The sequence below is a fragment of the Salinicola aestuarinus genome (genome assembly GCF_003206645.1).
In the GTDB taxonomy this organism is placed as follows: Bacteria; Pseudomonadota; Gammaproteobacteria; order Pseudomonadales; family Halomonadaceae; genus Salinicola; species Salinicola aestuarinus.
Window position 1 is genome coordinate 219245 of sequence record NZ_PZJP01000001.1, and the last position, 13274, is coordinate 232518.

Annotated in this window: 13 protein-coding genes; 5 read left to right on the forward strand and 8 right to left on the reverse strand. The window is 63.2% G+C overall.

All coding sequences use genetic code 11. The features are described from left to right. Nucleotides 1-167 precede the first annotated feature (167 nt). The 8 genes from DOM41_RS00960 to DOM41_RS00995 form a co-directional block, all read right to left on the reverse strand. On the reverse strand, nucleotides 168-788 hold the full coding sequence (locus DOM41_RS00960) for an NUDIX hydrolase (RefSeq protein WP_110684971.1): 621 nt from the start codon (nucleotides 786-788) through the stop codon (nucleotides 168-170). A gap of 291 nt (nucleotides 789-1079) precedes the next feature. Next, nucleotides 1080-2060 carry a class 1b ribonucleoside-diphosphate reductase subunit beta gene (nrdF, locus tag DOM41_RS00965; protein WP_110685207.1) on the reverse strand — a complete coding sequence of 327 codons (981 nt, stop codon included), beginning with the start codon at nucleotides 2058-2060 and terminating at the stop codon, nucleotides 1080-1082. Between the two features lie 104 nt (nucleotides 2061-2164). Beyond that, complete coding sequence (gene nrdE, locus DOM41_RS00970) at nucleotides 2165-4336, reverse strand: class 1b ribonucleoside-diphosphate reductase subunit alpha (protein ID WP_245391690.1); 2172 nt, start codon at nucleotides 4334-4336, stop codon at nucleotides 2165-2167. Beyond that, nucleotides 4318-4722, reverse strand: coding sequence for a class Ib ribonucleoside-diphosphate reductase assembly flavoprotein NrdI (gene nrdI / locus DOM41_RS00975; RefSeq protein ID WP_110684973.1), 405 nt, complete (start codon nucleotides 4720-4722; stop codon nucleotides 4318-4320). Before nrdI ends, nrdE begins: the two co-directional genes overlap by 19 nt. A gap of 247 nt (nucleotides 4723-4969) precedes the next feature. Next, a complete protein-coding gene (gene nrdH / locus DOM41_RS00980; protein WP_110684974.1) occupies nucleotides 4970-5194 on the reverse strand; it encodes a glutaredoxin-like protein NrdH in 225 nt (74 codons plus the stop codon). A gap of 343 nt (nucleotides 5195-5537) precedes the next feature. Beyond that, nucleotides 5538-6443 (reverse strand): phosphogluconate dehydrogenase (NAD(+)-dependent, decarboxylating), encoded by a 906-nt coding sequence (gnd, locus tag DOM41_RS00985; protein WP_110684975.1) that lies wholly within the window; start codon nucleotides 6441-6443, stop codon nucleotides 5538-5540. 116 nt (nucleotides 6444-6559) lie between these two features. After that, a complete protein-coding gene (ubiM, locus tag DOM41_RS00990) occupies nucleotides 6560-7780 on the reverse strand; it encodes a 5-demethoxyubiquinol-8 5-hydroxylase UbiM (RefSeq protein WP_110684976.1) in 1221 nt (406 codons plus the stop codon). 270 nt (nucleotides 7781-8050) lie between these two features. Further along, entirely contained in the window at nucleotides 8051-8239 is a 189-nt protein-coding gene (locus tag DOM41_RS00995) for a hypothetical protein (protein ID WP_110684977.1), read from the reverse strand. Between the two features lie 258 nt (nucleotides 8240-8497). Between DOM41_RS00995 and DOM41_RS01000 the strand changes: the two genes are divergently transcribed. From DOM41_RS01000 to DOM41_RS01020, 5 genes are all read left to right on the forward strand, one after another. Beyond that, nucleotides 8498-9502 (forward strand): serine hydrolase domain-containing protein, encoded by a 1005-nt coding sequence (locus tag DOM41_RS01000; protein WP_110684978.1) that lies wholly within the window; start codon nucleotides 8498-8500, stop codon nucleotides 9500-9502. A 182-nt stretch (nucleotides 9503-9684) separates the two neighbouring features. Beyond that, on the forward strand, nucleotides 9685-10686 hold the full coding sequence (locus DOM41_RS01005; RefSeq protein WP_110684979.1) for a TRAP transporter substrate-binding protein: 1002 nt from the start codon (nucleotides 9685-9687) through the stop codon (nucleotides 10684-10686). Between the two features lie 8 nt (nucleotides 10687-10694). After that, nucleotides 10695-11252, forward strand: coding sequence for a TRAP transporter small permease (locus DOM41_RS01010; protein ID WP_110684980.1), 558 nt, complete (start codon nucleotides 10695-10697; stop codon nucleotides 11250-11252). Next, on the forward strand, nucleotides 11249-12532 hold the full coding sequence (locus tag DOM41_RS01015; protein ID WP_110684981.1) for a TRAP transporter large permease: 1284 nt from the start codon (nucleotides 11249-11251) through the stop codon (nucleotides 12530-12532). Before DOM41_RS01010 ends, DOM41_RS01015 begins: the two co-directional genes overlap by 4 nt. Nucleotides 12533-12593: 61 nt before the next feature. After that, nucleotides 12594-13271, forward strand: a complete 678-nt coding sequence (locus DOM41_RS01020) for an RraA family protein (RefSeq protein WP_110684982.1) — start codon at nucleotides 12594-12596, stop codon at nucleotides 13269-13271. Nucleotides 13272-13274 lie beyond the last annotated feature (3 nt).

Below are 13274 nucleotides of genomic sequence, written 5' to 3' on the forward strand. Positions count from 1 at the left end.
CCAGCGGGTATGCAGCTCACCGCTCGCATGAGAGACGCCTCCGGCATTGTCGTTATCGCGACGCCAGTACCGATATACCCGTGGCCAGCCCGGGGTACAAGCGCTACCGCATCAAGTCACACGACGACCGGGGCGCGATGAATCAGGCAGTCAGGTGGAGAGTCGGATCAATCGACGATCGCGGGCCGACTCGGCGCGGCGAGGAAAGCAAAGGCATCGGCAATGTCACGGGCGATGACCCGGGGCTCGGAGAGCGGCGGTAGCGCATCCGGTGCGAAGTAGGCCGCGTCGAGGACTTCGTGACCGGGGTCGAGGGGCTTGGCGTCGCGACGCTCGCAAAGAAAGAAGAGCTTGTAGAAGTCGAGAACGTCCGGGGGATAGGCGTGCCGTGCCTTATGGCGGATCGCATAGAGTCGATCGACGGCGACCTCCACTCCCGCTTCTTCCCACACCTCCTTGACCGTGTTGTCCGCCGCCGAGACGCCCACTTCGGCGTAGCCACCGGGCATCGTCCAGCGGCCATCGGTTTTTTCCTTCACCAGCAGGATCCTGCCATCGTCGATGATCGCCCCGCGCACGTCGATCTTGGGGGTGACGTGGCCGTGGCCCTCGCCGAGCGCCAGCGCCACCCGCTCGACGGGCGTCTCGCCGAGAGACGCCATCATCTGGCGCGAGAGGTCACCGATCTCTTCATAGCGCTCGCGGTCGAACGTGTCCCGGCAGTAGTGAAGGCCGGTATCGGCCAACGCCGAGAGCCGCTTGGCCCAGGACAGCCATTGATCTTCCATGGTGACTCCCTGTAATTGGATGACAGCAGATGCTCGCCCAAAGACTAACAACTGTGGCGACCGCCGTCAGATGGCGGGGATAGCAGAGACGACAAGGCCCTTCCGTGGAAAGGGCCTGGGCGAGTCCGAAACGGTGCCAGCGAATCAACCGGCGCCAGGCGCCTCGTCGCGCTGACGGTGGTCGTCATGCAGGCCTGCACGCGATCCGCGCGGCAGGCATAAAAAAACCGCCCCTGGGGGCGGTTTCCTGTCGGCCGGGTTCGGCCAGCGCAAGCGGTGGCTCGACGCGGTTCAAAACGCCCAGTCGTCGTCTTCCGTACTCACCGTCTTGCCGATGACGTAGGAGGAGCCGGAACCGGAGAAGAAGTCGTGGTTCTCGTCGGAGCCGGGCGAGAGCGCGGCGAGGATCGCCGGGCTGACGTCGGTGACGCTCGCCGGGAAGAGCGCTTCGAAGCCCAGGTTCATCAGCGCCTTGTTGGCGTTGTAGTGGAGGAACTTCTTCACGTCTTCGGTGAAGCCGACGTCGTCGTAGAGCGCCTCGGTGTACTTGACCTCATTGTCGTAGAGCTCGTGCAGCAGCTCGTAGGCGTAGATCTTGATCTCTTCCTGGCGCTCCGCCGGCAGCTTCGCCAGCTGCTGCTGGAACTTGTAGCCGATGTAGTAGCCGTGAATCGCTTCGTCGCGAATGATCAGACGGATCAGGTCGGCAGTGTTGGTCAGCTTGGCGCGGCTGGACCAGTACATCGGCAGATAGAAGCCGGAGTAGAACAGGAACGACTCGAGGAAGGTACTGGCGACCTTGCGCATCAGCGGATCGTCCGAGCGGTAGCGCTCGAGGATCAGGTCGGCCTTCTTCTGCAAAAACGGGTTCTCCTCGCTCCAGCGATAGGCGTCATCGACGTCGCGAGTGGCGCAGAGCGTGGAGAAGATCGAGCTGTAGGAGCGAGCGTGGACCGACTCCATGAAGCTGATGTTGGTGATCACCGCCTCTTCGTGCGGGGTGACCGCATCGTCGATCAGCGCCGGCGCACCGACGGTGCCCTGGATGGTGTCGAGCAGGGTGAGACCGGTGAACACGCGAATGGTGAGCTGCTGCTCCTGCTCGGTCAGCGTGTTCCAGGACGGAATATCGTTGGAGAGCGGAATCTTCTCCGGCAGCCAGAAGTTGCCGGTGAGCCGGTTCCAGACTTCCAGGTCCTTGTCGTCCTGTAGACGGTTCCAGTTGATCGCATCGACCCGGCTCAGACGGCGGGTGGCGGCACTAGTCGGCATATCCATAAGAGTGTTCTCGTTCGGTTGGCACCGGGAAGACGAGGATTGGCGCCTCGTTGTCCCGGTGCGTTCACGCAAAGTCGATCGTGATCAAAGAGCCGTCGTTACAGCGAGCAGGAGACGCAGCCTTCGACCTCGGTCCCCTCCAGCGCCGCCTGTCGAAGGCGGATGTAGTAGATCGTCTTGATCCCTTTGCGCCAGGCGTAGATCTGCGCGCGGTTGACGTCGCGAGTGGTCGCCGTGTCGCGGAAGAAGAGCGTCAGCGACAGGCCCTGGTCGACGTGCTTCGTCGCCTCGGCATAGGTGTCGATGATCTTGTCGGGGCCGATCTCGTAGGCGTCCTGGTAGTACTCCTGATTGTCGTCAGTCAGGTACGGCGCCGGATAGTAGACACGCCCCAGTTTGCCTTCCTTGCGGATCTCGACCTTCGACGTCACCGGGTGGATGCTCGACGTCGAGTTGTTGATGTACGAGATCGAACCGGTCGGCGGGATCGCCTGAAGGTTACGGTTGAACAGCCCGTGTTCCATGACCGATGCCTTCAGCTCGCGCCAGTCTTCCTGGGTCGGGATGGCGATGCCGCTCTTCTCGAACAGACCGCGCACCTTGTCGGTCTTCGGCAGCCACGCCTCGTCGATGTACTTGTCGAAGTACTCGCCGCTGGCGTAGGTCGACTGCTCGAAGCCGGCGAAGCGCTGATTGCGCTCCATGGCGATGCGATTGGACGCGCGAATGGCATGGAACGCCACGGTGTAGAAGTAGAGGTTGGTGAAGTCCAGCCCCTCTTCAGACCCGTAGAAGATGTGCTCGCGAGCCAGATAGCCATGCAGGTTCATCTGCCCCAGGCCGATGGCGTGGGACTTGGCGTTGCCTTCGGCGATCGACGGCACCGAGGTGATGTTGCTCATCTCGGAGACGGCGGTCAGGCCGCGAATGGCGGTCTCGACGGTGGCACCGAAGTCCGGCGAATCCATCGCCTTGGCGATGTTGAGCGAGCCTAGATTGCAGGAGATGTCTTCGCCGATCTTGCGATAGCCGAGATCGTCATCGTAGTCGGTCGGCGTGTTGACCTGCAGAATCTCCGAGCAGAGGTTCGACATGTTGATCCGGCCGTGAATCGGATTGGCGCGGTTCACCGTGTCTTCGAACATCAGGTAGGGATACCCGGATTCGAACTGCAGCTCGGCGATGGTCTGGAAGAGCTCGCGGGCGTTGATCTTCTTCTTGCGAATGCGACCGTCGGCGACCATCTCCTCGTACTTCTCGGTGACGCTGATATCGCCGAACGGCACGCCGTAGATGTGCTCCACGTCGTAGGGCGAGAACAGGTACATGTCCTCGTTGCGCTTGGCGAGCTCGAAGGTGATGTCCGGCATCACGATGCCGAGCGACAGCGTCTTGATACGGATCTTCTCGTCGGCGTTTTCCCGCTTGGTGTCGAGGAACCGCAGGATGTCCGGGTGGTGGGCGTTGAGATAGACCGCTCCGGCACCCTGACGCGCCCCCAGCTGGTTGGCGTAGGAGAAGGCGTCTTCGAGCATCTTCATGATCGGAATGATGCCGGAGGACTGGTTCTCGATGCGCTTGATCGGGGCACCCGCTTCACGCACGTTGGAGAGCGAGAACGCCACGCCACCGCCGCGCTTGGAGAGCTGCAGCGCCGAGTTGATCGAGCGCCCGATGGACTCCATGTTGTCCTCGATGCGCAGCAGAAAGCAAGAGACCAGCTCGCCGCGCTGCTTCTTGCCGCAGTTGAGGAAGGTCGGCGTCGCCGGCTGGAAGCGGCCGTGCAGAATCTCCTCGACCAGATGACGGGCCACGGCCTCGTCACCGCGCGCGAGCGACAGCGCTACCATGCAGACGCGATCTTCGAAGCGCTCGAGATAGCGCTTACCGTCGAAGGTCTTCAGCGTATAGCTGGTGTAATACTTGAACGCGCCCAGAAAGCTCTGAAAGCGAAACTTGACCGCATAGGCCTGATCGAACAGCGCCGACACGAAGGCGAAGTCGTACTGATTGAGGACTTCCCCCTCGTAGTATCCCTCTTCCACCAGATAATCGAGCTTCTCCTTCAGCGAGTGAAAGAACACGGTGTTCTGGTTCACGTGCTGGAGGAAATACTGACGCGCAGCCTCGCGGTCCTTGTCGAGCTGCAGACGGCCTTCGGCGTCATACAGGTTCAACATGGCGTTGAGCGCGTGGTAGTCGAGACTCTTGGCGTTGTGGTCGGCCGCGGGTCGCGTTGCCGCCTCTTTTTCTATGCTGAGCGTTTCCAAAATTCGTTCACCCCTGCAATAACGCGATGGACATCGTCGGGCGTGCCCATCAGCTCAAAACGGTAGAGATACGGCACCCGACACTTCTCGGCGATCACTCGCCCGGCCAGTCCGAACGCGGCACCGAAGTTGGAGTTGCCCCCACTGATGACGCCGCGGATCAAGGATCGATTGTGCGCGTCGTTGAGAAACCGGATGACCTGCGGTGGCACCGAACTCATCGGGTCGCCGTCGCCGTAGGTCGGCACGATCAGGATGTAGGGTTCGTCGACGCGAAGATCGGGCTCGCTGCGGCTCAACGGAATCCGTTCGGCCGGCATGCCCAGCTTTTCGACGAAGCGCCGCGTGTTGCCTGATTTGGTCGAGAAGTAGACCAGCTCAGCCATGACGGACTCCTGAGTTCCTGCGCGATGGTCGAGCGGTGATCCACTATCGTCACGCCCGACGGAAGAAAACGTGGCTATCTGAAACGTCGGGTCTAGCGACCCGTTATCAGAGAATCTGTCTCTCCGAGTCGGCGCGCGTCACGCCATCGACTCGGAGAAGGTGCCGCTGTGTACGAAAGGCGAATCGCTTGAAAAACGCCTCGCGTGTCCGGAGGCGTTCGGCGATCCGTGACAGCGGCAGCGCTGGTCAGGCGACCAGCGTGTTGATCTTGTCGGGACGAAAGCCGGCCCAGTGATCGTCACCGGCGACCACGACCGGCACCTGGCGGTAACCGAGATCCTGCACGCGCTGCATGGCGGCACTGTCCTCAGTCAGGTCGACGATCGTGTAGTCGATACCCTGCTTGTCCAGCGCGCGATAGGTGGCGTTGCACTGAACGCAGGCAGGCTTGCTGTAGATCGTGATGCTCATGATAGTCACTACCATCCGTAGAGTGGGAAAACGGTCGGCAAGAGAGGCCGAGCGTCGGCCTGGAAGGGCGTGGTATCACGATACCGTCGTCGCGCCCGCCGACAATGAAAAGCACTATATATGGTAGCCGATCATTTTTCCAAGCATAGATGTGGTCTTTTGCTGTGATCTTCCTGTGGACAAAATTGAGCCTTCCTGCAGCCCGCATCGCTGCGCGGCTCTCGCCATGTCAAGCTCGAAATCGTCACGCCCTGGATACAAAAAAGCGCTCGCCGGCTTGTGCCGAAGAGCGCTTTTACCCCCTACATGTTGTGTTCGGCGCAAGCCGCCTGCGGGAGGGAACTCAGTCTTTCTTGATGGCGTGACCGCCGAATTCGTTACGCATGGCCGAGAGCAGCCGATCGGCATAGGAGTCGTCTTCCCGCGAGCGCAACCGCTCGAGAAGAGACAGCGTGATCACCGGCGCGCTGACGTCGAGGTCAATCGCCTCGTTGACCGTCCAGCGCCCCTCGCCGGAGTCCGAAACGTAGGGCGCGATGCCGTCGAGCGCCGGGTTCTTGTCCAGCGCGTTGGCGGTGAGATCGAGCAGCCAGGAGCGTACGACGCTGCCGTGGCGCCAGATCTCGCTCACCTGATGCAGGTCAAGACCGAACTCCGCCTTGCGCTCCATGATGGCGAAACCCTCGGCGTAGGCCTGCATCATGCCGTACTCGATGCCGTTGTGGACCATCTTGGTGAAGTGTCCGGCACCGCTCGGCCCGACGTGTCCCCACCCCTTGTCGGCGGCAGGCGCTAGCGTCTCGAACAGCGGCGTGAGCGATTCGACGACTCGCGTCTCGCCACCGACCATCATGCTGTAGCCTTCGGCAAGCCCCCAGACGCCGCCACTGGTGCCAACGTCGACCCCGTGCAGTCCGGCCTCACGCAGGCGCTCGCCACGTCGGACCGTATCCTTGTAGAGCGAATTGCCGCCATCGATGACGATATCGTCCGCTGACAGCAGCGGCTCGAGTTCGTCGATCAGTTGATCGACCAGCGCCCCGGCGGGAACCATCAGCCAGACAATGCGGGGCGACGGCAGTGCCTCGACCGCAGACTTCAACGAATCGGCGGACTCGATGCCCTTCTGCACCGCACGCTCGAGCGCCTCCTGACTGGGATCGTGCCCCACCACGCGATGACCGCCGCGCACCAGACGCTCTGCCATGTTGGCGCCCATGCGCCCCAGCCCAATCATTGCCAGATCCATGAAAATGCCTCCGAAGTCCTTGGAGAGTGTGGCCAGCGCGGGTGGCAACAACAACGCAGCCCTGCGCCATCCACCGAGTCAGAGCCGTCATCGGCTCGCGTCGTAAACAGTCAGCGTCAATCGATGGCGCGCGTCAGGTGGCTGGCGATGAGGCGGCGCACCGGCCAGGCAGCGTCACCAGCTCTCAGCAGCGCCTTGCGCAACCACTGCGCCCGACGGCGGTCGTCGGTATAGAGACCGACGATCGCCATGGTCGCGGCGAACAGCGGGCCCGTGGCGAGACGCTGCTCGCGCTGATAGCGAGACAGCAGTGTGGGAGTAGCGATGTCGCGAGCCGCGGCACGCGCGTCACCCACCAGACCCGCCAGCCGCCACAGCCCATCGACACCGAGATTGAAGCCATGGGCCGTGACCGGATGCATCCCCACGGCAGCATCACCCAGCAGCGCCTGACGCCGCCCGGCGAAACGTTCGGCGTAGACGCTGGCGAGCGGGTAACGGTGCCACTCGGCGTCGGGCTCGGCCTTCGTCATCGCGCCGAGACGGTGGTCGAAGCGACGCGTGATATCGGCGTCGAACGCTTCCTGGGACAGACCGAGCTGCGCCTCCATGTCGCTCGGCGACAGCGTGAGCACGACCGACGAGCAGTGGGTATCGACCGGCAGCAGCGCCAGCGTCTGGCCATGGCCGAACCACTCCCAGGCGGTCTGATCATGGGCCTGCTCATGATTCATCCGGCAGACCAGCATGTGCTGGCCATGCTGATAGGTGTGGGCGGCGATGCCCATCGCCCGCCGGGTCGCCGAAAAGCGTCCGTCCGCAGCGACCAGCAGCCCCGCCCTGACCCGTTCGCCGCTGGCGAGCGTGATGTCGACGCCCGCGTCGTCGTCGGCGAAGCGTTCGAGTTCCACGCCATCGCGCCAGAAAATCCCGTCGGCTTCGGTCTCGTCGAGATCGTCCAGCGCCGAGTAGGCCGCACGGCGAATCACGTGATTGGGCACCAGGCAGCCCAGCGGCTGATCCGGCACGCCGCCCGGCGCAATCTGCATCGCGAACAGCGACTCACCGTCGAACACCTTGGCACCGCGCATGCGGGCGCGCTCACTCTCGGGGATACGCGGCCAGACATCGAGACGCTCCAGGATCTGCTGGGTCGCGCGGGTCAGGGCGATCTCGCGACCGTCGCTAGCGGGGGACGCCAGCGCCGAGCGCGGTTGGCGGTCGATCAGCATCGCCGTGACGCCGCGCCGTGCCAGCGCATTGGCGAAGATCAGCCCGATCGGCCCGGCGCCTACGATAGCGACATCGATTTCAGTGGCAGGATTGGTGTTTGGCATGGTCCATCGTCCCTGGCGCGAGGCTCGCCGGATCGACCGTAGGTCAGTCTGAAAAGCGTCCGCGCGCGTGCGCTTTTCAGAGAGAACGGAGATGACCGACGGGTCGTGAAATAGTGAAAAAGCCTACCGGAAAAGCGCGCCTCGGCGAAGCGGCTCGCCGGGCCCGCATCGACCAGAGTCCCCCCTCCGCGCGTCTATCGACCGGACGACGAACAGGAGCGGCGCCGAAAACGGCGCCGCTGAGGAGATCGACGCCAACCTCGCGTCATCTTAATGCTCTTCTTCCTGAACCCGGGTCTGCCCCGTCTTGTCCTTGAAGATCTTCTCCTCGAATTCGACCTCGAGGTTCTTGTCGCCCTTCTCGAACAGACGATGATACTCGAGCCCGCTGAAGCTGAGTTCGAGGCTGTCGTCGTACTCGTCGAGCAGTCGCTTGAATTCACCTACGGTAATGATCATGACGCCTCCTTCTAACCACGAATGACCGGCTTCCTTTCCCGGCTCTTCCTCTAGCCTAGACCATTCATCGGCAACGTCACGAAGCACGATTCGCGTGCGCATCGCGACTGTCGAGCGCTTCACCGCTTGGACGCCATGCACCGCGTGAGCCAGACTGCCACTATGCCGATTCGCTCACGCACCACCCGATCCGGCCCCCCTCGCGCATCGCGCCGAGCGCCGATCCGGGCGCTTGCTCACCCCCCTGCCTCGCGATGGATGTTGGCGAGCCTGCTCGCGCTGACGCTGGCCGGCCCCGGGCTCGCCCAGCCGTCGTCCGCTACCCTGAGTGCGGGAGACCGCGAGCGCATGATCGATCAGGCCGCTGCCCTGCCCCGCAGCCATACCCTGATAGTGGCAGTGGACGGCAACACGGTGATCGACGAGGGCTTTCGCGGCCACTCGACGGACGCCACCGCCAATATCAAGTCGCTTTCGAAGACCCTCCTCTCGGCACTGATCGGTATCGCGATCGAGCGCGGCGTGATCGAAAGCGTCGATCAGCCCATCGTCGAGCTGCTGGGTAACCGCGTGCCTGCCGGCATCGATCCTCGCGTCAAAACCATCACCGTGGGCCAGCTTCTCTCCATGCAGGCGGGGCTGGAACGTACCTCCGGCGCCAACTACGGCGGCTGGGTCGCGAGCCCCAACTGGGTGAGCGACGCGCTCACCCGCCCCTTTGTCGCCGAGCCCGGCGGGCGCATGCTCTACTCCACCGGCAACAGCCACCTGCTCTCCGCGGCACTCACTCAAGCGAGCGGGCGCAGCACCCTGACACTGGCTCGGGAGTGGCTGGGCGCGCCTCTGAACATCGCCATTCCGCCATGGACCCGCGACCCGCAGGGCATCTACTTCGGCGGCAACGAGATGGGGATCACGCCGCGGGCGCTGTTACGGATTGCCGAACTGTACCGTCAGGGCGGCTCGCTCGACGGTCAGCGCGTGCTGCCCAGAGCGTGGGTCACGGCGTCCTGGCAGCCGCGCACCCACTCGTTCTTCAACGGCCACGACTATGGCTATGGCTGGTTTCTTACCGAGCTTGACGGGGAGCGCGCCTACTACGGCTGGGGCTACGGCGGTCAGCTCATCTACGTCATTCCCTCGCGGCGTATGAGCGTGGTGATGACCTCCGATCCCACTCCGCCATCGAACGGTAGCGCCTACACCGCCCGCGTCGAGGCGTTGATCAGCGACATGATCGACGCGATGCGCAACGACGGATAACGCCCGGCCCGGGCCTGCCGCTGAAAAAACCGCTTATCCCTCCCCAAAGAAAAATCGATTGGACGCTACGTTCGAGAATCGATTTCCTCTGATCAACGCGACTCACTCCACACGTCCGGGCACAACGGCTGTGCCGAGCGCACGTCGGGCAACGATTCCAAGTACAAAACAGAGAGCGCCCCATGCAACGAACGATTCTGGCTACCGCCTTTGCCGCGGTAACCGCGGCTTCGATGACGACTGCCGTTCAGGCCGACACCTGGCGCATGGCGACCAAGATGCCGGTGGACAGTCCCGAAGGGCAGTTATTCCAGCACTTTGCCGAGCGCGTCGACGACTATACCGACGGTGAGCTGACCATCCAGATGTTCCCCAACGAGCAGCTCGGCAAGGAAGATGCCGTGCTCGAGCAGCTGCAGTCAGGCGTGGTCACTATCTACGCCGAGAGCTTCGCCTTCATGAAACGCTGGGAGCCACGGCTGGCGTGGGTGGTCGCACCCTTCGCCTTCGACGACCAGGCGCACTGGTCACGCTTCATGAACTCCGAACTGGTGGATGGCTGGTTCGCCAGCGCCGCCGAACAGTCCGGCATCGTGCCGCTTGGCGATCCCTCTGCCATCATCCGCGGCCCCTACCGCGTGCTGGTTTCCAACACCCCGGTCAACTCTCTGGACGACGTGGCGGGTCTGAAGATGCGCATGCCCGCCAATCAGCTATTGATGAAAACGTGGGACAACCTCGGCGCGCAGGTGATGACGCTGCCCTGGACCGAGGTCTATCAGTCGATCTCCAAGGACATCGTCCAGGCCGTCACCAGCCCGGCCTCGATGGTGGAAGCGATGCGTTTCAACGAGGTCGCCCCGTTCATCGCCCGCACCAACGAGTACTATCAGTCGGTCGGTTTCATGACCAATCAGGCCGCCTTCGAGGCGCTGGATGAAGAGACTCGCGAAGGCCTGATGCGTGCCTACCGCGAGACCGGGCAAGAGAGCCAGACGGCCATGGCCGAGATTGCCAGTGCCAGCCTCGAGCGCATGCAACACAACGGGGTGACCTACACCGAGCTGGACACGCAACCCTTCATCGATCGCACACGCGAGCGCTACCAGCGCCTGGATGCCGAGGGTGAGCTGCCGGACGGCTTCCTGCAGAGCGTGCAGGACACCCGCACTGCTGCGAAGTGAGCGATTCAATGCGTGATGCTCTATCGCCGCTGCGACGCTGCGTGGCGCTGCTGGACCGCGGTCTCTGGACGCTGGGCGGCCTCTGGCTGGGGATCTGTAACCTGTGTCTGCTGGGAATGCTGATGCTGACCGCGGCGACCTTCCTGCTTCGCCCCTTCGATGTCTCGGTCTGGTGGTTCTGGCCCTGGACGATGGTGCTATTCATCTGGCTCAGCTTCTTCGGCTTCTTCGCCATTCAAGTTCGCCTCAAGGACGTGCGTATCGACTTTCTGGTCAAGCGCCTCGGCCGAACGGGTGATCTCATCAGCCGCCTGCTGGCCGATGCCGTGGCACTGGGGGTCTGCCTGATCCTCCTCCAGCAGTCTGCCACCGTGCTCGCCGCGGCCGCCGGCTACGTCGAGGGCGTGATACTACCCGGCGGTGAGGAGCTGCCGCGTCAGGCGCTCTTCATCCCCCTGTTTCTCTCCTGCTCACTGGTCGCGCTGACTGCGCTGGTGGATATCGCCAAGCTGTGTGTCGGCCTGCCCGAGAACAGGGCGCCCATCCATCCGGAGGTCGCGCCATGATCTATGTGCTCTTCGGCGTCTTTCTCGTCCTCATTCTCCTGCGGGTCCCGATCTCCATCGCCATCGGCGGTGCGGTGACACTCGCCTTTCTCACGTCCGACTTCTCGACGGCGCTGCAGATCATTCCCCAGCAAATGCTGGAGGGCGTCAACAAGGCCTCACTGACCGCCGTGCCCTTTTTCATCATGGCCGGAAACCTGATGAACGTGACCGGCGTCACCGACCGTATCTTCGCCTTCGCCAACGCGCTGGTGGGGCACTTCCGGGCCGGACTGGCACAGGTCAACGTGCTCTCGTCGATGATCTTCGCCGGCATTTCCGGTGCTGCGGTGGCCGACTGTGCCGGGCTCGGCGCCATCGAGATCAAGGCGATGCGCGAGCGGGGCTACCGCGCCGACTTCTCGGCGGCAATCACCGTCGTCTCCTCGGTGATCGGGCCGCTGATTCCGCCTTCGATCGGCCTGGTGATCTACGCCTTTCTGGCGCAGGTATCAATCGAACGCATGTTCCTCGCCGGCCTGATACCGGGGCTGCTGGTGGGGCTTTCGCTCATGCTCTATCTGCGCCTGCGTGCCACCCGCGAAAACTTCCCCGTTCAACCGCGCGCCTCGAGGCGTGACGTTGTGGCGTCCGGCAAGCACGGCTTTCTCGCCCTGCTCGCCCCCGCGATCATTCTCGGCTCGATCATGACCGGTGTCGTCACCGCCACCGAGGCCGGCGTATTGGCCTGTCTCTACTGCATGGGCCTGGGACTCTGGTATCGCGAGCTGACCTGGAAGACCTTCCGCGAAGCGCTGACCGACACGACGTCGATGACCGCCGTGATCATGATCATCATCGCCTTCTCGATAGCCATGGGCTGGATACTGGCCATCGAACAGGTGCCCCAGCAGATCGCCGAGCAGATGTTTGCGATGACCGAGAATGCCAACGTCTTCCTGCTGCTGTTGCTGGTCTTCATCGTCCTCGTCGGGTGCGTGGTCGAGGGCGTGCCCGCCAAGCTGATTCTGGTGCCGACGCTGCTGCCGGTGATCGATGCCTACGGTATCGACCGCGTGCACTTCGGCATCATCATTCAGCTCGGTCTTCTGCTCGGGATCGCCACACCACCCATGGGCATCGGTCTCTACATCGTCTCCAACGTCGGCCGGGTGCGCTTCGAAGACGTAACGCGGGCCGTGCTGCCGATGCTGATCCCGCTCGTTCTGGTACTGCTGCTGGTGACCTTCGTGCCCGGCATCGTGACCTTCCTGCCCGACTGGATACTGGGGCCGTCGTGAGCGACGACGACCGACGGGTAACGACATTTCCGACGACACTCCTAACGACAAGGCCAATGACATGAGTCAGCTCAGCTACAAGATCAATCCCATGCCCGAGCCGATCGCCGCCGACAAGCTCGCGCGACTTGCGCGGCTCGAAACCGCGACGCTCGGCCACTTCTATCACTTCGGTTTTGCCGCCCCGGAGATAGCGCCAGTGCTGGAGCAGAAAACCGTCGTCGGCACCGTCTGTACACTGGCGATTCCCGGACTCGACAGCACCCTGCTGCACCACTGCCTGGGGCAGATGGGGCCGGGGTATTTTCTCGCCGTCGATCGCCTCGGGGACCGCAAGTACGCCTGCTGGGGCGGTGGTGTCACGCGAATGGCGGCGTCGATGAAGATCGCCGGTGGCTGCGTCGATGGCCCGCATACCGATACCGCGGAGATTCGCGAGCAGGACTTCCCAATGTGGTCCCGTGGCGCGTCGCCAGTGACCACACGGCTCTACAACACGGGGGGCGGTTTCAACATTCCGGTCTCGATCGGCGGGGCCGCCGTGCTGCCGGGCTACGCGGTGCTGGCGGACGAGTGTGGCGTACTGTTCATCGCCCCGGAGGATCTCGATGCCGTCCTTGAAGCCGGTGAAGCCAAGACTGTCAAAGGGCTCAAGAACGAAGCACGCGTCAGCGCCGGGGAGCGTCTGGGCGACCTGACCGGTGCGACGCGCATGATCGAAGACACGTTGGCGAACTGAGGC

Bases quoted from the DNA above. Each gene is read 5' to 3' on its own strand.
- DOM41_RS00960 (WP_110684971.1), bottom strand. From the start codon at position 788: ATGGAAGATCAATGGCTGTCCTGGGCCAAGCGGCTCTCGGCGTTGGCC.
- nrdF (WP_110685207.1), bottom strand. From the start codon at position 2,060: ATGCCGACTAGTGCCGCCACCCGCCGTCTGAGCCGGGTCGATGCGATC.
- nrdI (WP_110684973.1), bottom strand. From the start codon at position 4,722: ATGGCTGAGCTGGTCTACTTCTCGACCAAATCAGGCAACACGCGGCGC.
- nrdH (WP_110684974.1), bottom strand. From the start codon at position 5,194: ATGAGCATCACGATCTACAGCAAGCCTGCCTGCGTTCAGTGCAACGCC.
- gnd (WP_110684975.1), bottom strand. From the start codon at position 6,443: ATGGATCTGGCAATGATTGGGCTGGGGCGCATGGGCGCCAACATGGCA.
- ubiM (WP_110684976.1), bottom strand. From the start codon at position 7,780: ATGCCAAACACCAATCCTGCCACTGAAATCGATGTCGCTATCGTAGGC.
- DOM41_RS00995 (WP_110684977.1), bottom strand. From the start codon at position 8,239: ATGATCATTACCGTAGGTGAATTCAAGCGACTGCTCGACGAGTACGAC.
- DOM41_RS01000 (WP_110684978.1), top strand. From the start codon at position 8,498: ATGTTGGCGAGCCTGCTCGCGCTGACGCTGGCCGGCCCCGGGCTCGCC.
- DOM41_RS01005 (WP_110684979.1), top strand. From the start codon at position 9,685: ATGCAACGAACGATTCTGGCTACCGCCTTTGCCGCGGTAACCGCGGCT.
- DOM41_RS01010 (WP_110684980.1), top strand. From the start codon at position 10,695: ATGCGTGATGCTCTATCGCCGCTGCGACGCTGCGTGGCGCTGCTGGAC.
- DOM41_RS01015 (WP_110684981.1), top strand. From the start codon at position 11,249: ATGATCTATGTGCTCTTCGGCGTCTTTCTCGTCCTCATTCTCCTGCGG.
- DOM41_RS01020 (WP_110684982.1), top strand. From the start codon at position 12,594: ATGAGTCAGCTCAGCTACAAGATCAATCCCATGCCCGAGCCGATCGCC.